Raw genomic sequence first — 20,252 nt, 5'->3', positions numbered from 1 at the left:
CCCTTCCCGGGAAATCACTTTTTATGAATTATTTCAAAACTTCACGTGAAATTACAATCCGCTGTATTTCTGATGTCCCTTCATATATCTGGGTGATCTTGGCATCTCGCATCAACCGTTCTACGTGGTATTCTTTTACAAAGCCATAGCCACCATGTATCTGCACAGCTTCGGTAGTAGTGCGCATAGCCACTTCTGATGCAAAAAGCTTGGCCATGGAGCCTGCCTGTGTATATGATTTCCCGTGGTCTTTTAACCAGGCTGCTTTAAGGCATAGTAAGCGGGCAGCTTCAATTTCTGTAGCCATATCAGCCAGTTTAAACTGGATAGCCTGCAAGTCGGCAATGGTTTTACCAAAGGCTTTACGCTCCTTGGCATATTGAACGGCCAGTTCATGGGCGCCCGAGGCTATCCCTAATGCCTGGGCTGCAATACCAATACGGCCGCCTTCTAAAGTGCTCATGGCAAATTTAAAGCCGAAGCCTTCATCACCAATACGGTTCTCTTTAGGCACCTTCACATCGGTAAACATCAGGGAGTGGGTATCAGACCCACGTATCCCCATTTTATTTTCTTTTGGGCCTATAGTAAAACCTTCCATCCCCTTTTCAACAATGAGCGCGTTGATGCCATGATGTTTTTTGGAAGCATCTGTTTGGGCCATTACAATATAGGTCGACGCGGAGTTTCCGTTGGTGATCCAGTTTTTGGTGCCATTCAATAAATAATGATCGCCCATATCAATGGCGGTGGTGCGTTGCGAGGTAGCATCTGAGCCGGCTTCCGGTTCCGAAAGGCAGAATGCGCCTATCACTTCGCCTTTAGCTAACGGCACCAGGTATTTTTGTTTCTGAGCTTCAGAGCCATATTTTTCCAGACCATAGCAAACCAGGGAGTTATTAACAGAAACCACTACTGATGCCGATGCATCAACTTTGGATAGTTCTTCCATCACCAGTACATAGGATATCGCATCCATACCACTCCCCCCGTATTGCGGCGAAACCATCATCCCTAAAAAACCAAGTTCTCCCAGTTTTTTTACTTGCTCGGCCGGAAACTTTTGGTGTTCGTCGCGTTCTATCACTCCCGGCTTCAATTCTGTTTGTGCAAAATCGCGGGCCGCCTGGCGTATCATGAGTTGTTCTTCTGTAAATTCGAAATGCATAATATTTAAAAAAATAAATATAGCAATTACTATGCACGCATAGCAAATTTATTCCATAAAAAAAGAGAGCTTTTTTCAAAGCTCCCTTTCCCCTAATTAATTTAAACTATTGATTAAACCCAAAACAAAGAACAAAAAATCTCAACTTGGGCGTCTGAGAATTCAAAAAAAGTTTTTCATTGGTAGATGATTTTTTAATTTTTTCACAGATCAAATGCAGGGCGAGTTGTAGTAAACAATTTTGTTGCCACAATTTTTAATTTTTGCTAACTTAAACGTCATTAAATATCCGTTCAGACATATATTATTATCAATATTTTTCCGCAATTTTAAATACTTATAGTTATTTATTTTTTCATAAAGGTAATTTCCCGATATATAAACCAAGCCGATACCGCACATGCTACTTACTGATTTTGAATACCTTACCAACTCCGACGAAGCTTTTAAGAAAAAAGTAGCGCTGCAAATCAAAAATCTGAGAAGGCAGAACCAGGTAACTCAGGAGAAATTCTTTACCGAAACAAACATCAATATAGCCCGTTTAGAATCAGGTAAAATCGATATCAGGCTGGATACATTAAGGAAAGTTTGTTACTATTTTGATGTTTCTTTGGCCGGTTTTTTTCAAGGCATTTATTAAACAGGTATTTTTTTTATTAAATTGCTATTTCAAATTCTATTATTCCATACATCCGTTGTATTTTTTAACATACACAATAAAAAATTTATGATCAAAAGAACATCCTCCGCGACAGCTATCGCTTTTGCTTTTGGCTTGCTGGCGCTTTCGGCCTGTAACGATAAAACCAAGACCTATGCCGATAATGATCCCGTGTTTAAAAATATGGATACATCAGTAAAACCCGGCGACGATTTTTTTAAGTATGCGAATGGCACCTGGCTCAAAAAAAATCCGATCCCGCCAGCTTACTCAGCCTGGGGAATAGGTAATGTGGTAGAAGAGGAATTACGCAACCGCATGAAAAAAATAAATGAGGATGCGCTTAAAGCCGGTGCCCCCAAAGGCAGTAATACCCAAAAAATTGGTGATTTTTATTACAGCGGTATGGATACTGTTGATATCGAGAAGCAAGGCTTATCGCCCCTTAAAGATGAGCTGGCCAAAATTGACCAGGTAAAAGATATTAAAGGCTTAATAGAAGAGTTTGCACACCTGGGTACCATCGGCGTCACTACCCCCCTGGGTACCTATGCCGGGCAGGATGCTAAAAACAGCGCCAAGATCGTTCTGCAGCTCGGTCAGGATGGTATAGGTCTGCCTGATCGTGATTATTATTTTAATACGGACGCGCATAGCGTTGCCGTTCGGAACGATTATCAGCAAAAACACTTACCTGCAATATTTAAGTTGATCGGTTTGCAGCCTGATGCAGCTACTTTGGCCACCACACAGACATACGCCCTCGAAAAATCACTGGCAGACAGCAGCCGCAAACTCGAAGATCTACGCGATCCCTATCATAACTATAATAAAATGCCGCTGGCTGGTTTAAGTAAACTGGTACCGGAGGTAGACTGGAAATCGACATTTGAAAAAATGGATTACAAGAAGGTGGATACCGTTATTGTTGGTCAGCCCGAATATTACCGCGCTTTCAGCAAAGCACTCCATACCTATAGTATAGACGACTGGAAAAATTACCTGCGCAAAAACCTGGTATCTGAGTTTGGCTCTTACCTGAGCAAACCCTTTGACCAGGAGCTCTTCCGTTTTTACGGCACCATTCTTAACGGTAAAAAAGAACAGTTACCACGCTGGAAACGTGTACTGGATACCGAGAACGGAGTTATGGGTGAAGTTTTGGGGCAGATATTTGTAAAAGAGTATTTTCCCGAAAAAACTAAAGAGCGTTATGTGAAACTGGTGGAAGTAATGCGAGCCTCATTCAAAGAACATATTGAAAAGCTGGACTGGATGAGTCCCGCCACCAAAGAAAAAGCCTATTATAAACTGAGCAAAGTAATGCCTAAGGTTGGTTACCCGGATAAATGGAAGGATTTTTCGACCCTGGAGATTAACCGCGGCCCCTATGCTTTAAATGTAATGCGAGGCAATAATTTCTGGCATAAATACAGCGCCGCCAAACTGGGCAAACCGGTTGACCGTACCGAATGGGGCATCACTCCGCAAACTTATAATGCCTATTACAATCCATCAAACAATGAAATTGTATTACCCGCAGGCATATTTACTATTCCGGGCGCCAAAGACGAGGATATTGATGATGCGGTGATATATGGTTATGCCGCAGCCTCTACCATCGGTCACGAAATGACCCACGGTTTTGACGATGAAGGTCGCCAGTTTGACGCCGAAGGCAATTTGAAAGCATGGTGGCTGCCACAGGATTCCGTAAAGTTTACCCAAAGGGCGCAAATGCTCGTGAATCAATTCAACGGCTATAGCATTTACGGCCTGCATGTAAATGGTAAAGCCACACAAGGTGAAAATATTGCCGACCTGGGCGGCATTGTGATAGGACTCGACGCCTTTAAGAAAACCGAACAATATAAAGAAGGAAAAACCATCAACGGATTAACCCCGGTACAACGCTATTTTCTGGGTTATGCATTGGGCTGGCTCGGGCAGGATCGCCAGGAATCTTTATCCAGCCAGATACTGACCAATCCCCACGCCCCTGGGTTTATGCGCGTAAACGGGCCATTTACCGATGTGCCGGAGTTTTACGAAGCATTCCATATTAAAAAAGGCGATAAAATGTGGTTGGATCCTGATAAAAGGGTGAAGATCTGGTAGTACGCCCTTATAAAAACCACGTCATTGCGAGGCACGAAGCAATCTCTACACAGGTAGGTCACTATAAACGGTGTTATGCTTTTCTGTTTACTCTGTACAGCATAGGGATTGCTTCGTGCCTCGCAATGACGCGTTTTCGAAAGGCCGGGTCACCCCCCATCAATACTGTTACAATCAGCAGTAAATCAACAGCTCGTTTTTATTTAAATTTGATGGAAAACTTATAACCGTATGATAAAACTTTACAAAACAACTCTTCTGGGCTGCGCCTCTGTAGCGCTTTTAGCATTAAGCGCCTATCGGGTTAAGCAAGGCGAAACCCCTCATGATCCGGTTTACGATAACCTGGATAAATCTGTTGATCCCCGTTCCGATTTTTTTAAATATGCCAATGGCGGATGGCTTAAACGCAACCCTATCCCGGCGGCATACTCCAATTGGGGAATTGGCAATGTGGTTCAGGAAGAGATCCGCAACCGGTTAAAAAAAATCAATGAAGATGCCTTAACCGCCAATCCGCCAAAAGGAAGCACCACCCAAAAGATCGGCGATTTTTATTATAGCGGTCTGGATACCATCAACATCGAAAAGCAAGGTATCAACCCACTAAAAGCGCAATTGAACCTGATAGATCAGGCCAGGGACGCTAATGATATACTGAGCGCCGCAGCTGTTTTAACTACCACAGGCGCCCGCAATTTTATTGGCAGCAGGGTTGGTCAGGATGCCAAAAACAGTTCAAAAATGATGTTGCAGCTGGGACAGGCTGGCCTGGGTTTACCCAACCGCGATTATTATTTTAAAACCGATGCCCGCACTACCCGTGTGCGTACCGATTATAAAACCAATCACCTGCCAACCATGCTTAAAATCAGTGGCTGGGATGAGCAACAGGCAGCTAAAGGAGCCGAAAGTATTTTTAAGATAGAACAGTTTTTGGCCGACAGCAGCCGTAAACTCGAAAACCTGCGCGACCCTTATCGCAACTATCATAAAATGACTGTTGCCCAATTAAATACACTCACCCCCAATATCAACTGGACAACTGTATTTAAAACATTGGAATTAAAACCGGTAGATACCGTAATTGTGGGTCAGCCTGAATATTACAGGGCCGTTAATACCGCGCTGAAAACATTCCCGCTTGATGACTGGAAAGCCTACCTCCGTTGGAAACTGATCTCATCTTATGCACCCTATCTCAATGCTGCCGCCGAACAGGAAAGTTTCCGCTTTAGTGGTAAAGTGATATCGGGCAGGAAAGAGCAATTACCCCGCTGGAAGCGTGTACTGGATACCGAAAACGGATTGATGGGCGAAGCTTTGGGTCTGCTATTTGTGAAAGAATATTTCCCGGTTACAGCTAAACTACGCTATACCGAAATGGTGGAAGCTATCAGGCAGTCCTACCGTGAGCACATTGCCAAACTGGATTGGATGAGTCCCGAAACCAAGCAAAAAGCATTAACAAAATTGAACGCCATACACCCAAAAGTGGGTTATCCGGATAAATGGAAAGATTTCTCGACCCTGGTGATGGATCGCGAGTCATACGCAGGCAATGTGATACGCGCCAGGCATTGGGCTTATACCGTAAACATTAACAAATTAGGCAAACCTGTTGATCATACCGAATGGGGCATGACGCCGCAAACCTATAATGCCAGCTATAGCCCCTCTAATAATGAGATCACGCTGCCTGCTGCCCAGTTCACCATTCCCGGTGTTAAGGATAGCGAGGTGGATGATGCGGTGGCTTATGGTTATGTAGCGGCATCAACCATCGGGCACGAAATTACGCACGGTTTTGACGATGAAGGTCGCCTGTTTGATGCCAAAGGCAACCTGAAAACCTGGTGGACGGCCACCGACTCGGTTAAATTTACCCAACGCGCCAAAGTACTGGCCGACCAGTTTAGCGGTTATGTAGTATTGGATAGCCTCCATGTAAATGGTAAAGCTACCTTGGGCGAAAACATTGCCGACCTGGGCGGTATAGTTTTGGGTATTGATGCCTTTAAAAAGACCCAACAATATAAACAAGGCAAGCTCATTAATGGATTAACCCCAATGCAGCGTTTCTTTTTAGGCTACGCGCTAGGCTGGCTGGGTCAGGAACGGGATGAGGCGTTGGCTAACCAAATATTAACAGATGTGCATGCCCCCGGTTTTCTGCGGGTGAATGGCCCTTTTAGCGATGTCCCCGAATTTTACGAAGCATTTAAGGTAAAAAAAGGCGATAAAATGTGGGTAGACCCGGCTAAGCGGGTGAAGATTTGGTAGGATAAAAAAATAGCCTGATAAAGAATTAACCTTATCGGGCTATTTTCTTTTAATTTTTATAACGTCATTATTCAACAGCCGGAACATCTGCATCAACTTGAGGAACGTTACCAATGCTCAAGTTTTCAAAGCTTTCCTGCTCAATATTTAAAGTCTTTCTTAACTTTTCAATGTAGTATAACCAAGCGATAGCCACAAGATTAATGGCGAAAACGAATGACCTGTCACTAGTTCCGACTGACAGTTGCCAAGTGGAATTAGTAAAATTGAAATTAAAAATCAAATTGAACCCTGGCTGTTTGCTCATTCCGATTTCAAAAACTAAACCAGATACGTATTGGTAGGCGTATCCGAGCATAGCAAAATGAACTATTTGAAGTATTTGATTAATAACAGATAAATTAAGCCCTTTGATATAGTTTGTAAACAACAGCCGTCCACAGTAAATGGAAAAACCATAAAGTCCAAAGGCAATCAAAAGCAGTAACAGCATTAACCCATTTATCTGACCGGTATGAGCTAAAAGCCAAATGGTAATTAATAAGCCAATGATGCCCCCTACTATCTGATACCAACCAAATATTTTTAACTTTAGTTTAGATCTTGGACTTATGAATGGTTGCATAAAATTCAGGTTAGTAGTACGAATTTATTCATTATAGACAGCATTCCAAAAGTTTTACTGCCCTGCTACAATTCCTTCCGCATTACATAATCATTCATCCAATATGGGCCAATGGCTATATCTTCTTCAGAAGCAACGGCAAAGCCCATTTTTTCATAAAAGGTTTTGGCGTTGTTGTAGCGGTTCACATTCAATTCCAGCACTTTTTTGCCGGCATCTATAGTTCGTTGGACCACCTCGTTGATCAGCACTTTACCATAGCCTTTGCCCTGTGTTTTGGGAAGGCAATACAATTTATGTAGTTTATAAATATCGGCGTTCTCTTCACGTGGTGAATAGGCGGCAAATGCAACCGGTTCTTCATCTTCCAATAACATGATAAAAGTTTGCGCGCCGGTTTCAATCTGTTTCCTGATCTTATCTGCCGCGTAGATCTCATTCAGCATAAATGTGATCTGTTCTTTTTCTAATAAAGGGCCGTAAGTAACCCACCAGGTTTGGTCGGCTATTTCTATAATGGTTTCCGTGTCACTTACGGTAGCTGTTCTTATAGTATACATATTCAAATTTTCTTAACTTTTTTCTTCCCATATCATGCACAAGTGCAGTATGGTTTCCACGGCTTTTTGCATGTCCTGTACCGATACCCATTCCTGTTTGCTGTGAAAAGCATGTTCACCGGCAAAAATATTGGGACAAGGTAAACCCATAAACGACAACCTGGATCCGTCGGTACCACCTCTTATACTGCAAAGTTTAGCAGTAATTCCTGTGCGGTTGATGGCCTCCATGGCATACTCAACAATCTCAGGGTGTTCATCCAGCACATTTTTCATGTTGCGGTATTGCTCGCTCACCGCTAAGCTATAGGTTGATGCGGGATATTTTTTCAATACCTCATCTGCCGTTTTACGGATCACATCAGCATGATCGCTTAGCTTCTTCGCGTCAAAATCACGGATGATAAAATCAATACCCGCGGTTTCTACATGCCCTTCAATAGCTACGGGGTGTATAAACCCCTCCATCCCTTCGGTATGCTCCGGCGACAGGTCATCAGGTAAAGCCGCGATGATCTCGCCTGCAATCTTGATGGCGCTTTCCATTTTCCCTTTGGCAAAACCCGGGTGTGAACTTACTCCGTTGATAGTCAATCTTGCGCCATCGGCAGAGAAAGTTTCGTTCTCCATGTTGCCTGCGCTTTCACCGTCCATGGTATAACCTGCATAAGCGCCCAGTTTGGCAATATTTACATGATCCACGCCATGCCCTACCTCTTCATCAGGGGTAAACAATATCCGGATATCCCCGTGTTTTATTTCAGGGTGGTTTATCAGTTGGTAGCAGGCGTCCATGATCTCGGCAACACCGGCTTTATTATCGGCGCCTAACAACGTAGTTCCGCTGGCGGTTATCACGTCATTATCTACCTGATTTTTCAGATCGGGGTGCTCCGCTTGCTTAATGATTTGCGAGGCATCATCAGGTAATATAATATCCTGTCCCTGGTAATTTTTATGAACAATAGGTTTTACATTTTTTCCACTGCAATCGGGCGCGGTATCCATGTGCGAGCAAAAACAAATTACGGGTACCTGCTTGTTTGTATTGGAAGGTATAGTAGCGTATACATAGCCGTATTCGTCCATATGGGCATCGGCAACACCTATTGCTAAAAGCTCATCAACCAGCAGCCGGGCCAGATCTTTTTGCTTTTCTGTCGACGGAAATGAAACAGAAGAGGGGTCTGATTGCGTATCAATGGTAACGTAACGTAAAAAGCGTTCGGTTACGGTGAAGTTTAGTAATGAATTAAAATTCATAAAGCTCTATATTAGTAAAATTTTACCGGCAACCGATTCCGGCATGTTCCATTTGTAAATATTGATTAAAATTTAGCTTTGAAAAAATTTATTCTGTTTTTTGTTTTAGGCTTTGCCGGGTTTACCGCAAAGGCGCAGGACGGATACAACTATTACGAATGGGGTGTTGGCGGCGGTATTGGCTATGGCAGGGCTTATGCCGATACCAAAAAACAGGACTACCACCCTATTTACAACTTTAACATAGCCTATAATTTTAACCCCTACGTACCTATTGCGCTGGAGTATCAGTTTGGTACGCTTTCGGGTGGTGGCCGTACCCCTGATAAAGATGCTTTCGGCCGGATCTATAAAAACGCATACAAAGCTTTAGTGATCCATGCCGATGTTCAGCTGGGCAGCTTTATTGACTATTCCAACAATGGTTTTTTAAATGTGATCAAGAACTTTTATGTGGGTACGGGGATAGGTGCTATCTCCAACAACATGAAAGATATACAGCGCACTAACTTACCTGCATATGCTCAAAACGGCGCGGTGGGCAGCACCAACGGTTTCCAGGGGAAAGACAAAAGTACCAACGTGGTGTTACCGCTGCGGTTTGGTTATGAGTTTAAGATTTATGATTCCTATGAGCAGGTAGGTTATACCATTACCCTCGGCTATGAACATAGTTATGCTTTTGGCGAAGGGCTTGATGGCTACAATGATCCTCCGGCACAGTTTAAAAACAACGCCCCAGATCAATATGCCCACTTCACCATAGGTTTCCGGTACAATTTTGGTAATACGGTATCATACAATAAACTGGTAAGAGATTTCGGATTTTGAATATAGAAGAACTACGTGATTATTGCCTGCAAAAGCCAGGAGTAACAGAAGGTTTTCCTTTTGGAGAGGATACCCTCGTTTTTAAAGTTGCTGGTAAATTGTTTTTACTAATCGGACTGGAAAGCGGTAACCGGTTTAATGTTAAATGCGAGCCCGAGCGTGCCGTTGACCTGCGCGAACGCTATACCGAAGTACAGCCCGGTTACCACATGAACAAAAAAATGTGGAACACCGTTTATATGGATGGATCATTAACCCACAAGCAACTTTGCGAAATGATAGATCATTCCTACGAGCAGGTGATCCTGGGCCTACCAAAAAAACTACAGGCTGAATTGGAGGCCTTAAAAGGCGAACAGTAAAAAAGCACTTACACTTCCCGGGGCTATATACTTAACCTTATATTTGGGCAATAATACATCCTGATGAAGAGAATTCTATCCGCCTTGTTGATCTGTTTTGTTGCTATTACTACTGCACAAGCTCAGATAACTCCGTTTGAGCAAAGCAAAGACCACAACTATACAGCCACCTATGCCGAGGTTATCGCTTATTATCAAAACCTCAATAAGCGTTATCCCCAACAAATGAAGCTGATCAATTATGGCACTACCGACGTGGGCAAACCCCTTACGCTCATTGTACTGTCGCGCGATAAGGTTTTTGATCCGGCACTGATCAAAAAACAAAACAAACGGGTATTGCTCATTAACAATGGTATACATCCCGGCGAGCCCGAAGGCATTGACGCCAGTATGATGCTGGTGCGCGATCTGCTTAAAGACAATAAACTACCCAAGGATGTGGTGATCTGCCTCATCGCTTTATATAATATTGATGGCAACCTGAACCGCGGTCTGAGCCGGGTTAGCCAAAACGGCCCGGTGGCTTATGGCTTTAGAGGTAATTACCGCAACCTGGACCTAAACCGCGATTTTATCAAGGCCGACAGTCGCAATGCCCTGGCTTTTACACAGATTCTCAGCACCTGGAAACCGGAGATCTTCCTGGATAACCATACCAGCGATGGTGCCGATTATCAGTACGTAATGACCCTGATAGAAACTCAAAAGGACAAACAAAACCCTATCCTGGCCAATTATACTACCAAAACGCTTACGCCTTATATGTATAGCAATATGAAAAGAGCTCGCTTTGAGATGATCCCCTACGGTGCCGGAGAGGAAGGTTTACCCGACTCGGGCATTGTGAGCTTTTTGGAAACACCGCGTTTTGCGACAGGTTTTGCCGCTCAGCATAATATCATCAGTTATATAACTGAAACGCATATGCTCAAGGAATTTGATAAACGGGTATATGCTACTTACTTGTTTATGCAATTTCTTATTCAGATCAATCAGCGTGATGCTAAACTGATAGGAGAATTGAAGCAAAAGGCCGATGAACAGGTAGCCCAGCAAAAAACCTTCGCGCTTAACTGGACCGTCGACCGGCAAGCCGTGGATACCATTACCTTTAAAGGCTATAAGGCAGACTATAAAACCAGCGAAGTAAGCGGCTTAAACCGCCTGTATTATGACCGGACCAAGCCTTATACTAAAACCATCAACTACTGGAACACCTATAAAGTTACGGCGACTGCCGATAAGCCGCTGGCCTATGTGATACCGCAAGCCTGGGGTAAAGTGATCGATCTGTTTAAACTGAATGGGGTCAAAATGCAGCAACTGGCGCATGATACCACATTGGCTTTGCAGATGTATTATATTGAAGATTATAAAACCCCGCAAAAGCCCTATGAAGGGCATTACCTGCACTCAGCAGTTAAACTAAATCCGGTGAATATGCGGGTTAAATTTTATGCCGGCGATTATGTGGTGTATACTAACCAGCCTATTAACCGTTATATTGTGGAAACATTGGAGCCGCAAGGTGTCGATTCTTTTTTTGCCTGGAACTTTTTTGATTCGGTATTAGGCGAAAAAGAATATTTTTCGGATTATGTGTTTGAAGATATCGTTGCTAATTGGTTAAAAAAAGACCCCGAACTGAAAAAGAAACTCGATGACGCGAAAAGTAAAGACCCAAAACTGGCCGGCAGCGCGCAGGCACAATTATTCTTTGTTTATCGCAATTCTCCCTATTTTGAAAAAACTTTTATGCGCTACCCGGTGGGCCGGCTGCTAACCGATACAAAACTCGATCTTAAATAAATGGAAAACTTGCTTACCGCTCCCGTTGCCTGCGTTATATTTGTTATTACCATCATCACTTCGTTGATGGCTTTCTCCAACGAAAACCTGTATGGCAAACTGATATTGCATCCTTATAACGTTTCGCGCGGCCGTTATGTTTATACTGTCATCACCAGCGGGCTTATCCATAAAGACTGGATGCACCTGTTTTTTAATATGCTGTCGTTCTACTTTTTTGCATTTAGATTGGAGCCTGATTTAGGGCATTGGCAATTTGCTGTACTATACGTAGCCAGTTTAATTTTAAGTGACATGCCGTCGGTACTAAAACATCGGGAAAATTATAACTATTACAGTCTTGGTGCATCCGGAGCGGTGAGCGCGGTGATTTTTAGCGCCATATTATATAAACCATTGGATGGAATGATGATACTGCCGCTTCCGATACCTATACCGGCGGCACTATTTGGTGTATTATACCTGGTTTATTGCAGCTATGCCTCCAAATACTCCCGCGACAACATCAATCACGATGCCCACTTATATGGCGCACTTAGCGGACTGATGATCACCATTATTTTTCATCCCGGTATTTTGCCGAAGTTTATAGAGCAAATTACCGAGCAAGTTCAATCGATGATGCGCTAATGGTATTGCCATCGGCATCAAACAGAAAACTCATGGGTTCTTCCGGATTTTTGATGATCTCGAACAATAGGAAGCCCCAGTTTTTCCAGAAGTTCTCTAACACCTGGCCATAAACTTTGGGTACCCAATCGTCAAACAGCGGTTTGGTGCTGGTGCCTCGCAGGGGCATGGCTTCTATGTAAATAATATCTTCAACGGGCAATATATTGTACTCGGGCAGGCGGTTAAACAGGTATGCCGAGTAAAAAAAGCGCGCGTTAACCTCTTCAAACTGTATGGGGTGCAAGGTTTGGCCTCTAATTTTGTCCAAAGCAGCCTGGTGATAGCTGGCATTGGCGCCGTTGTCCTGCAGGCAAATGATCAAGCCAAAATCTTTGATCCGCAGCGAAAATGTCAGCGTATTAATCTCATCGCGGTAGCCAAAAATATCTTCTGAGTTATCCACTTTAAACAGAACCAAACTGAACGGTTTAAAACCATCCAATTCGATAGGCAGGTTCAGGCTTTGCAGCATCAGGTGCAGGTGACTGAATTTATGGATAATAGCCTGCGACATGTTAAACTCTTCGCCTTGCGAATGCTGCAGTTTAATTCCTGATTGTATCTCATTAAAGATAATACCATACAACAGTTTGCCGGCCCATTGAAATAGTTTCAGCTCGTCCAATTGTTTTACGGCCTCGTATCCCGCATCAAAAGCCGCGGCAATTTCGGCTTCCAGAGGTTCCAGGAATTGTTCGTTGATAGCGGCGGTGCAGGGCAGCTTCAGGTCTTTGTAGGTGGCCATGCTTTCGTCGAGCAGTTTAAAAGGTTTATCTTCCAGGCTATAGCGGCTCATGAGCCATTGCGGAAAAACCTGTATCTTTTCTTCTTCAGAATTTAAGGGCTGCCCGCTCAGGAAGCACTTATTATTACTGAAATTAAAACGCTCGAACGGTGAATAAATTTGTGCCGACATGGGCGCAAAGATAAGCAGGAATACAGATGTGCAGATATGCAGATTTCAGATGTGTAGATTTTTTGACATAAAACAGGGTTTACTATATGTGTGGATTTCAGATGTCAGGATTTTTATCTTACCAGCTCATTATTTTTCATCTGCACATTTGCATATTTGCATATCTGCACATCTTAAAAACATGGAACTGACATATCAACCCTTTGAACTGCAATTAAAGCACGCTTTTACCATAGCCAAGTTTTCGCGCACCTCTACCCCTATTATGCTGGTGCAAATTAAACACGAAGGTTATACCGGCTATGGCGAAGCATCTATGGTGCCCTATATGGGCGAGAGCCATGAAACCGCTGCCGCTTTTCTGAGCAAGGTTGATATCAGCCAGATCAGCTATCCTATTGACTTTGGCACCGCGATCAGTTACCTGGACAGCATTGCACCTGGTAACCCGGCCATTAAAGCCGCTATTGATATTGCCCTGCATGATCTGGATGGAAAGATCAAACAACAACCTTGCTGGCAACTGCTGGGCAGCGATCCTGCAAAAATGCCCGTGACCAGTTTTACCATCGGGATCGACACACCCGAAATGATCATCAAAAAGGTGAAAGAGGCCGAAGGTTTCAAAGTGATCAAAGTGAAACTGGGTAAGGATAACGATAAAGAACTCATTACCACTATCCGTTCCGTTACCGATGTACCCCTTTATGTGGATGCCAACCAGGGCTGGACAGACCTGCAACAAAGCCTCGACATGACCTACTGGCTCCAGGAACAAGGTGTACAACTCATAGAACAACCCATGCTCAAAACCGACCCAGACAGCAATGCCTGGCTTACCGAACGCAGTCCCATCCCTATTATTGGCGATGAAGCGGTACAGCGTTTTGAAGATGTAGATAAAGCCAAAGGCGTTTACACCGGCATCAATATTAAATTGATGAAATCGGCTGGCCTTTATGAAGCAAGCCGGATGATCAAAAGAGCCCGGGAACTTGACTTAAAGATCATGATAGGCTGTATGACCGAAACCAGCTGCGCCGCCCTGGCTGGTCTGGCCCTGGCCCCACAATGCGATTGGGTTGACCTCGACGGCCCATTTTTAGTAAGCAATAACCCCTACCAGATGCCTGATTTTGCTGATGGTAAATATATATTGAATAATGACGCGGGTTTGGGGATAAGGTTATAAGCACGAATTTTTTCTAATTATTGCGAATTTCACGAATGGCCTGTCCTCCTGGGCCTGTCGAAGGATCGTGTGCCGAGGCCTGCCCACCATGGTTCGACAGGCTCACCATGACAGCCTACTTAAATAATCCAACCATTACTATCGTTCTTCCCCGTCAGCAGATAAGCTTCGGCCGAAAGCGGGCAGAACGATGGTGGCCTGTGCGGCTGTAAGGGCATTAGTGAACCTTACCTGAAGCGGGGATATGAGCGAACGAAGTGGAGGTAAGGTTTAGCAGCCCGTGGTTCTGCCTGCTTTGCAGGGTAAAGGCTATGGGCGTAAAGAAGCATTTCTGCTGACTTGATTTTTGGTTACTTTGTATCAAGACAAAGTAACAGCCTTAGCGGCAATTGAGCGCTCTGCGATAGACTTCTCCGCCCTGTATAGCATAGAGATTGCTTCGTGCCTCGCAATGACGTGTGGGGGAGATGGAGATTGGTAATAGCTGTTTTCAAACAAAAAAGCCCATATACCTTAAAGGCATACAGGCTTTTAAATAATAATACTGCTGATTATTTTGTTGCAACAGCATTGTTTGCTGCATCAATAATTACTTTAGCTACAGCATCAGGGTGAGAGATGAATACTACGTGACTTGCTTTTATTTCGGTTACTTTGGCGCCGGCACGTTTGTACATATTACGTTCAATATCGGGGTTAATGGCTTTGTCTTCGGTGGCTACTATACCATAGCTGGGTTTGGTTTTCCAGGCGGCTTCGGTAATAGGGGCTACAAAACCTTGTACTGCTATTGGGCCTTGTGAAGCGTACATAAAGTCAGCTTCTTCTTTGCTCAGGTCGGCGGCAAAACCAGCGTGGAATTTTTCTTTGCTAAAATAAACAAAGCCTTTTTCGTCCGGAGGCAATATGCCGTTTTCAGGAGCTGCTGGTAATGATTGAACCAGTTTTAAAGTAGTTTCGCCATTATCTGGTGCAAAGGCGGCTATATAAACCAATGCTTTTACTTTAGGGTTTGTACCGGCTTCGGTAATTACGGTACCACCCCATGAGTGACCTACCAATATCACCGGTCCGTCTTGTTTGTCGATAACGCGGTTGGTAGCATCCACGTCGTCTTTAAGTGATGTTAAAGGGTTTTGAACAACGGTTACATTGTAGCCTTTTTTGGTCAGGATATCGTAAACGCCTTTATAGCCAGAACCATCTGCAAAGGCGCCATGCACCAATACTATATTTTTTACCGGTGTCTGAGCTTGTGCTTTAGGGGCTGAACCAATAATAGTTGATAAAATAATAGCTGAGGCAGCTAAGCCTGTTTTGAATGCGTTTTTCAGAGTTTGAGTTTTCATTGTTTTGTATGTTGATGTTTGTTGTTTGAATCAACGATACAAAGGTGCAGCAACTATTACAGCTGCGGAATGCTGATACTTCCCGACAACTTGTAATTTTTTCCCTACGCTACCATTTTCTTATTATTCCTGAACTCCGATGGCGATAAAGCGGTATGTTTTTTAAAGAAATTACTAAAGTAGGCCGCGTCATCAAAGCCCAGCTCATAGGTAATTTGCTTGGCCGATTTATCGGTATAAAACAACAGGCGCTTGGCTTCTATCAGGATCCTTTCCTGGATGATCTGGATAGGCGTTTTATGATTATACAGCGCAAACAGGTTGGATAAGGTTTTGGGCGATTTATTTAACCGGCCCGCATAATAGCTCACGCTGTGCTGCGAGCGGAAGTTCATCTCCACCAATAGATTAAATTTACGGAGGATGTGGAAACGGTCGTCGGTAAGTTTTACATCCGGAAAACTGCCAGCCCGCGCCAGCCGGGTTATCATGATAATGAGCCGTTTCAGTAACATGATGAGCAAATCGGTCTGGATATCATCCTTAGTATTCAATTCTTCAATAAATACATCCAGCAGCACTTTCAATTTTCGTTGCGTATCCGGATCCAGATCAATGAACACATTATCATTCATCCCAAACAAAAAACCAACGCAGCTTACTTCGGTATCGTGGTCAACAATACAATAAAATTCACGGTTAAATTGCCAGGCCACCACATCGCCTGGGTACTCAAAATAAAACGACTGGTTAAACATGAGTGGCAATACGGTATTCGGCATAAAATCATAGGCTGAGCCATCAATGGTTACGGTTTGTTTGTCACCCCGGTTCCAGGCAATGGTAAAGTATTTATAATCGTAATCACGAGTGTAAAACAAACGGTCGAGCTGCGGTTCGTTATGATGCAGCAACAGATCGCCGCCGGTGTTCTGGTCTGATACTGATAATTTCATGCCCGAAGATATTATAAAATCACAGCAATATACTGAGGAAAATAACATTGAACACTTTGCGCTGAACGGTTTACATGGTTTACACTTTTCATGGTTTACACTTTTACAATTGACTATTAATCAGTTTATTATAATTAAAAATGATCAAATATCACGGTTACAGTGTAAACCATAAATTATGTACCATGTAAACCCAATTTGCACCAAAAATGGCCCGTCTGTTCGGGTATTACTTATCACTCAGCATAATAGGATTACCCTTACCGCCAATGATGATCACCTTGGCATTGGGCGACAAGGCAATCTCTTTCTGAGCTTTAATGGCTTCATATTGCAATTGCTTGTCTGAAAGACCGGTTGAGAGGATCTTTTGATAATCGGCTATACCCTGGGCTTCTACGCGTTTCCGTTCGGCTTCCTGGCGTTCCTTTTGCAGCACGAACTGCATCTTTTGGGCATCCTGCTCAGCATTGATCTTTGATTCGATACTGGCCCTTACCGAAGCAGGCAGGGTAATATTGCGCACCAGTATCTGCTGCAATTCGAGTCCGCGTTTGGAAAAACTGGTAGTGATGGTACGGTTTATCTTATCCTGAAATTCCTGTCGTTTGGTGGAGTACAGATCAACAGCAGTATAATTAACGGCATTATCACGTATGGCAGTTCGTGCTACCGGACGAACGATCTTATCGATATACGTTTCGCCAATGTTCTGCATAATGTATGGGGCCTTCTCCGGGTTTACTTTATACAGCACCGAAAGATCGATGGTAACTTCCAACCCGTCGCTTGACAGTACCCGGATAGCGTCATCACCTTCCTTCTGGCCCTCGTTATTCACGGCGCTCATAGTATAGGTTTGGGTTTGTATATCAAAGGTGGTGATATCAACCAATGGGTTAATGATGTGCAAACCACTCTCGAGTACATTATCCTGTACCTTACCAAAAAGGGTTTGCACACCCACTTTACCAGGGTCAATTACTTTAAATATGGATAGCAACAGGCCAACGGCTACTATGACTAATCCAACAACGGTTGCCGTACCGCTGAAGCGGCCGGCAGGTTCAGGCGAGCGTTTGAGCACTATACCCACAACGAGCACAATAACTCCTAAAATTGCTATAAACATGCAATGAAGTTACAGCTTTTTTTGCGAGTTCCTTACGTCTTTTAACAGTCTTATTTTTAATACAATAACTACCCCGGCAACCAGTATGGCGGCACCCAAAAGGGTATAGTTTTTTGTCGTATTGGCCTGGTACGCCACAAACAGGCATAATACAATACCTATGGTGTACAGTACGTTAAGCACTAACTTAAAACCCATAATTAATATACATTAAGTGAGGGGTCAATTTCTGCTGCCCAGGCCAAAATGCCACCCTGTAAATTGGTCAGGTTGCTATAGCCTAATTGCTGCAATTGCATAATGGCTGCGGCGCTGCGTTTGCCGCTGCGGCACATTACCACTACGGGTTTGTCTTTACTTACTTTATCGGCTTCAATTAAAATGCCGCCAAGCGGTATTAATTGTCCGCCCAGGTTTGATGTTTCATATTCAAACTCTTCCCTTACGTCAATCAGTTGAAAATCTTCGCCTTTGTCCAGTTTTTCTTTTAGTTCCTGTACGGTTATCTCATTCATGTTAATAAAATTATAATCCAAAGGTAGCTTTTTTTCTATATCAAATAATTAAGCCCGATTTTTGTAACAATCAATGCTTAAGTGCGTTTTATGTATAATATTGCACAATATTTGTGTTTTGTTACGTTTACGTGCAATGAAAAAAGGATGAACGCTGAAAAGGTTTACATTAACCCAACACGATCGTCCATAAAATGGATCATATAGATGAAAAAAATTACACGCTTTTTCTGGTTTTGTTCAGGAGCGCATATTGATACCCTAAAAAAATATCCTATTGAACATAATAAATATGTAGGCATTGGCGCTACCATATTTTTTACCGCCTTATTCGCATCGCTATCGGGCGGATATGCCATGTATTTTGTTTTTAACGGAGACGCCTTTGCAGTAGGCTTTGCCATTTTATTCGGCCTGATTTGGGGGACCGCCATTTTTAACATGGACAGGTACATCGTATCGAGCATTAATAAGGATGGCAGCACCAATCAGCAGATATTACAGGCTTCACCCCGTATTTTGCTGGCCATTATGATCGGTGTGGTTATTTCGCGCCCGCTGGAGCTTAAGATCTTTGATAAAGAGATACGCCAGAAATTAAAGACCGCCTATCTGAAAGGCCAGCACCGCAAGATTGACACCCTCGAAAAAACCTATCAGCAAAAATACGCGATGGAAATGGGCAAGAACGGCGACCTGAAAAAGGAAAAAGATTCGTTAGAGCGGGACATTAACCGCTCGCGCTACCAGCTTAACCAGGAGGTTTTTGGTGATAAAACCAACCAAACATCGGGTATAACTGGCTATGGCACCTATGCCAAGCAAAAACAGTCCGTACTGGAAGAAAAAGAGAGTCGCCTGAAGGAGGTAACCCAGAATTTAGGACAGATGGACCAATACCTGGCCTCGCGAAAGGATTACGAAGGCCTGAACAGCACCCGTCTTTTCTCCGAACACCAGCTGGATAGCCTCACCAGTATAGCTGGTTTTAGCGACCGTAACTGGGCTTTGGGCCAATTAACGTATAATGAGAACGGTACCCGCGATCTGGATACCTACCTGGCCATATCTTTTATAGGCTATCTGTTTATCCTGTTTGAGTGTTTACCGGTGTTTGTAAAGCTGATGTCGCCAAAAGGGCCTTATGATGTGGCTATAGCCAAAACGTCAGAGGCCAATATCCATTTCGCCGAGCGGGATAAGGAGCGGGATATGACCGTTACCGACAATATTTACGATCACTCGGTAGGTACCGATATTGAACGGCGAAAGAAGATCATTACCTCGCAATCAGACTATGACTTTGAGCGGCACAGTTATGAATAGTATTACTATAGCATAGATTAGTCCACATTTTATTAAAAAAAAGCCCCATCCCGGTTCGGAATGGGGCTTTTTTTAATACCTGAATTTAAATAATGCCTGTCCTTAATCCTGCGTTACAGGCTCATGATGTTCGTGACAAGCCTCTGCACAAATCAAACATGTTTCTGCACATTGGCGGCAGTGATCGTTATCGTGCTTACCGCACTCATCGGCGCAAAGCCGGCATATTTCCTCGCATATGACTAAGTACTGATAGGCAATAGCCGAGTCCCTTTGTAATAATCGGGCTGCCTGGCTACATATATCGGCACAATCCCTATCGAGCCTGATACATTGAGCCATCATCTTTACATCCTCTTCGCGCAAACAGGCGTTTGCACAATGTTCGCAAGCCAACACGCAATTAAACAGCTTCTGAATTAATTGCTGATGATCATGATTGTTCATAGCTATTTTATTAATTGGTATATCATAACAATAGCCAAAAACCCGAAAGGTTTTCTTTATT

Annotated in this window: 20 protein-coding genes; 9 read left to right on the top strand and 11 right to left on the bottom strand. The window is 43.5% G+C overall.

The genetic code is table 11. The features are described from left to right. Window positions 1-28: 28 nt before the first annotated feature. Complete coding sequence (locus AC57BQ_RS24380) at window positions 29-1,168, bottom strand: acyl-CoA dehydrogenase (RefSeq protein ID WP_496408730.1); 1,140 nt, start codon at window positions 1,166-1,168, stop codon at window positions 29-31. Between the two features lie 400 nt (window positions 1,169-1,568). Between AC57BQ_RS24380 and AC57BQ_RS24375 the strand changes: the two genes are divergently transcribed. The 3 genes from AC57BQ_RS24375 (at window position 1,569) to AC57BQ_RS24365 (ending at window position 6,233) form a co-directional block, all read left to right on the top strand. After that, window positions 1,569-1,811, top strand: coding sequence for a helix-turn-helix domain-containing protein (locus tag AC57BQ_RS24375; protein ID WP_496408729.1), 243 nt, complete (start codon window positions 1,569-1,571; stop codon window positions 1,809-1,811). An 87-nt stretch (window positions 1,812-1,898) separates the two neighbouring features. Continuing rightward, entirely contained in the window at window positions 1,899-3,950 is a 2,052-nt protein-coding gene (locus AC57BQ_RS24370) for a M13 family metallopeptidase (RefSeq protein ID WP_496408728.1), read from the top strand. Between the two features lie 231 nt (window positions 3,951-4,181). After that, a complete protein-coding gene (locus tag AC57BQ_RS24365; protein WP_496408727.1) occupies window positions 4,182-6,233 on the top strand; it encodes a M13 family metallopeptidase in 2,052 nt (683 codons plus the stop codon). A 67-nt stretch (window positions 6,234-6,300) separates the two neighbouring features. On the opposite strand, the gene AC57BQ_RS24360 is transcribed toward AC57BQ_RS24365, so the two are convergent. The 3 genes from AC57BQ_RS24360 to pepT form a co-directional block, all read right to left on the bottom strand. Next, window positions 6,301-6,858 carry a hypothetical protein gene (locus AC57BQ_RS24360; RefSeq protein WP_496408726.1) on the bottom strand — a complete coding sequence of 186 codons (558 nt, stop codon included), beginning with the start codon at window positions 6,856-6,858 and terminating at the stop codon, window positions 6,301-6,303. Window positions 6,859-6,923: 65 nt separating this feature from the next. Beyond that, window positions 6,924-7,418 carry a GNAT family N-acetyltransferase gene (locus tag AC57BQ_RS24355; protein ID WP_496408725.1) on the bottom strand — a complete coding sequence of 165 codons (495 nt, stop codon included), beginning with the start codon at window positions 7,416-7,418 and terminating at the stop codon, window positions 6,924-6,926. A 12-nt stretch (window positions 7,419-7,430) separates the two neighbouring features. Beyond that, window positions 7,431-8,681, bottom strand: a complete 1,251-nt coding sequence (gene pepT, locus AC57BQ_RS24350) for a peptidase T (protein ID WP_496408724.1) — start codon at window positions 8,679-8,681, stop codon at window positions 7,431-7,433. Between the two features lie 78 nt (window positions 8,682-8,759). Between pepT and AC57BQ_RS24345 the strand changes: the two genes are divergently transcribed. The 4 genes from AC57BQ_RS24345 to AC57BQ_RS24330 all read left to right on the top strand — a co-directional run bounded on the left by AC57BQ_RS24345 (window position 8,760) and on the right by AC57BQ_RS24330 (window position 12,316). Beyond that, entirely contained in the window at window positions 8,760-9,512 is a 753-nt protein-coding gene (locus tag AC57BQ_RS24345) for a hypothetical protein (RefSeq protein ID WP_496408723.1), read from the top strand. Beyond that, the gene (locus AC57BQ_RS24340; RefSeq protein ID WP_496408722.1) at window positions 9,509-9,874 is read left to right on the top strand and encodes an MmcQ/YjbR family DNA-binding protein; all 366 of its coding nucleotides are present in this window, start codon (window positions 9,509-9,511) and stop codon (window positions 9,872-9,874) included. The genes AC57BQ_RS24345 and AC57BQ_RS24340 overlap by 4 nt, the downstream gene beginning before the upstream one ends. A 63-nt stretch (window positions 9,875-9,937) precedes the next feature. Beyond that, window positions 9,938-11,686, top strand: a complete 1,749-nt coding sequence (locus AC57BQ_RS24335; protein ID WP_496408721.1) for a M14 family zinc carboxypeptidase — start codon at window positions 9,938-9,940, stop codon at window positions 11,684-11,686. Next, window positions 11,687-12,316 (top strand): rhomboid family intramembrane serine protease, encoded by a 630-nt coding sequence (locus tag AC57BQ_RS24330; RefSeq protein WP_496408720.1) that lies wholly within the window; start codon window positions 11,687-11,689, stop codon window positions 12,314-12,316. Here AC57BQ_RS24330 and AC57BQ_RS24325 read toward each other — a convergent pair. Continuing rightward, on the bottom strand, window positions 12,285-13,274 hold the full coding sequence (locus AC57BQ_RS24325) for a hypothetical protein (protein ID WP_496408719.1): 990 nt from the start codon (window positions 13,272-13,274) through the stop codon (window positions 12,285-12,287). The two genes, AC57BQ_RS24330 and AC57BQ_RS24325, sit on opposite strands and share 32 nt — an antisense overlap. A gap of 181 nt (window positions 13,275-13,455) precedes the next feature. Between AC57BQ_RS24325 and AC57BQ_RS24320 the strand changes: the two genes are divergently transcribed. Further along, the gene (locus AC57BQ_RS24320) at window positions 13,456-14,466 is read left to right on the top strand and encodes a dipeptide epimerase (RefSeq protein ID WP_496408718.1); all 1,011 of its coding nucleotides are present in this window, start codon (window positions 13,456-13,458) and stop codon (window positions 14,464-14,466) included. 551 nt (window positions 14,467-15,017) lie between these two features. Here AC57BQ_RS24320 and AC57BQ_RS24315 read toward each other — a convergent pair. The 5 genes from AC57BQ_RS24315 to AC57BQ_RS24295 all read right to left on the bottom strand — a co-directional run bounded on the left by AC57BQ_RS24315 (window position 15,018) and on the right by AC57BQ_RS24295 (window position 18,418). Continuing rightward, window positions 15,018-15,815 carry an alpha/beta hydrolase gene (locus tag AC57BQ_RS24315; RefSeq protein ID WP_496408717.1) on the bottom strand — a complete coding sequence of 266 codons (798 nt, stop codon included), beginning with the start codon at window positions 15,813-15,815 and terminating at the stop codon, window positions 15,018-15,020. 104 nt (window positions 15,816-15,919) lie between these two features. Further along, on the bottom strand, window positions 15,920-16,771 hold the full coding sequence (locus tag AC57BQ_RS24310; RefSeq protein WP_496408716.1) for a helix-turn-helix domain-containing protein: 852 nt from the start codon (window positions 16,769-16,771) through the stop codon (window positions 15,920-15,922). A gap of 229 nt (window positions 16,772-17,000) precedes the next feature. Then, window positions 17,001-17,903 (bottom strand): prohibitin family protein, encoded by a 903-nt coding sequence (locus AC57BQ_RS24305; protein WP_090473307.1) that lies wholly within the window; start codon window positions 17,901-17,903, stop codon window positions 17,001-17,003. Between the two features lie 9 nt (window positions 17,904-17,912). Continuing rightward, window positions 17,913-18,101 (bottom strand): DUF6358 family protein, encoded by a 189-nt coding sequence (locus tag AC57BQ_RS24300; RefSeq protein ID WP_496408715.1) that lies wholly within the window; start codon window positions 18,099-18,101, stop codon window positions 17,913-17,915. A gap of 2 nt (window positions 18,102-18,103) precedes the next feature. Further along, window positions 18,104-18,418 (bottom strand): rhodanese-like domain-containing protein, encoded by a 315-nt coding sequence (locus AC57BQ_RS24295; RefSeq protein WP_090473309.1) that lies wholly within the window; start codon window positions 18,416-18,418, stop codon window positions 18,104-18,106. Window positions 18,419-18,625: 207 nt separating this feature from the next. Between AC57BQ_RS24295 and AC57BQ_RS24290 the strand changes: the two genes are divergently transcribed. Continuing rightward, a complete protein-coding gene (locus AC57BQ_RS24290) occupies window positions 18,626-19,744 on the top strand; it encodes a DUF4407 domain-containing protein (protein ID WP_496408714.1) in 1,119 nt (372 codons plus the stop codon). 102 nt (window positions 19,745-19,846) lie between these two features. Here AC57BQ_RS24290 and AC57BQ_RS24285 read toward each other — a convergent pair whose 3' ends face one another. Next, the gene (locus AC57BQ_RS24285; protein ID WP_496408713.1) at window positions 19,847-20,191 is read right to left on the bottom strand and encodes a four-helix bundle copper-binding protein; all 345 of its coding nucleotides are present in this window, start codon (window positions 20,189-20,191) and stop codon (window positions 19,847-19,849) included. Between the last annotated feature and the right edge of the window lie 61 nt (window positions 20,192-20,252).

This window comes from Mucilaginibacter sp. BGA-UO-ETr-C110, from assembly GCF_059567985.1.
This window is presented reverse-complemented; position numbering and strand designations above follow the sequence as displayed.

Coding starts and splice junctions, on each gene's coding strand:
- AC57BQ_RS24380 (WP_496408730.1), bottom strand. CDS start 1,168: ATGCATTTCGAATTTACAGAAGAACAACTCATGATACGCCAGGCGGCC.
- AC57BQ_RS24355 (WP_496408725.1), bottom strand. CDS start 7,418: ATGTATACTATAAGAACAGCTACCGTAAGTGACACGGAAACCATTATA.
- AC57BQ_RS24360 (WP_496408726.1), bottom strand. CDS start 6,858: ATGCAACCATTCATAAGTCCAAGATCTAAACTAAAGTTAAAAATATTT.
- AC57BQ_RS24375 (WP_496408729.1), top strand. CDS start 1,569: ATGCTACTTACTGATTTTGAATACCTTACCAACTCCGACGAAGCTTTT.
- AC57BQ_RS24325 (WP_496408719.1), bottom strand. CDS start 13,274: ATGTCGGCACAAATTTATTCACCGTTCGAGCGTTTTAATTTCAGTAAT.
- AC57BQ_RS24320 (WP_496408718.1), top strand. CDS start 13,456: ATGGAACTGACATATCAACCCTTTGAACTGCAATTAAAGCACGCTTTT.
- AC57BQ_RS24290 (WP_496408714.1), top strand. CDS start 18,626: ATGAAAAAAATTACACGCTTTTTCTGGTTTTGTTCAGGAGCGCATATT.
- AC57BQ_RS24310 (WP_496408716.1), bottom strand. CDS start 16,771: ATGAAATTATCAGTATCAGACCAGAACACCGGCGGCGATCTGTTGCTG.
- pepT (WP_496408724.1), bottom strand. CDS start 8,681: ATGAATTTTAATTCATTACTAAACTTCACCGTAACCGAACGCTTTTTA.
- AC57BQ_RS24370 (WP_496408728.1), top strand. CDS start 1,899: ATGATCAAAAGAACATCCTCCGCGACAGCTATCGCTTTTGCTTTTGGC.
- AC57BQ_RS24330 (WP_496408720.1), top strand. CDS start 11,687: ATGGAAAACTTGCTTACCGCTCCCGTTGCCTGCGTTATATTTGTTATT.
- AC57BQ_RS24315 (WP_496408717.1), bottom strand. CDS start 15,815: ATGAAAACTCAAACTCTGAAAAACGCATTCAAAACAGGCTTAGCTGCC.
- AC57BQ_RS24365 (WP_496408727.1), top strand. CDS start 4,182: ATGATAAAACTTTACAAAACAACTCTTCTGGGCTGCGCCTCTGTAGCG.
- AC57BQ_RS24285 (WP_496408713.1), bottom strand. CDS start 20,191: ATGAACAATCATGATCATCAGCAATTAATTCAGAAGCTGTTTAATTGC.
- AC57BQ_RS24305 (WP_090473307.1), bottom strand. CDS start 17,903: ATGTTTATAGCAATTTTAGGAGTTATTGTGCTCGTTGTGGGTATAGTG.
- AC57BQ_RS24335 (WP_496408721.1), top strand. CDS start 9,938: ATGAAGAGAATTCTATCCGCCTTGTTGATCTGTTTTGTTGCTATTACT.
- AC57BQ_RS24295 (WP_090473309.1), bottom strand. CDS start 18,418: ATGAATGAGATAACCGTACAGGAACTAAAAGAAAAACTGGACAAAGGC.
- AC57BQ_RS24300 (WP_496408715.1), bottom strand. CDS start 18,101: ATGGGTTTTAAGTTAGTGCTTAACGTACTGTACACCATAGGTATTGTA.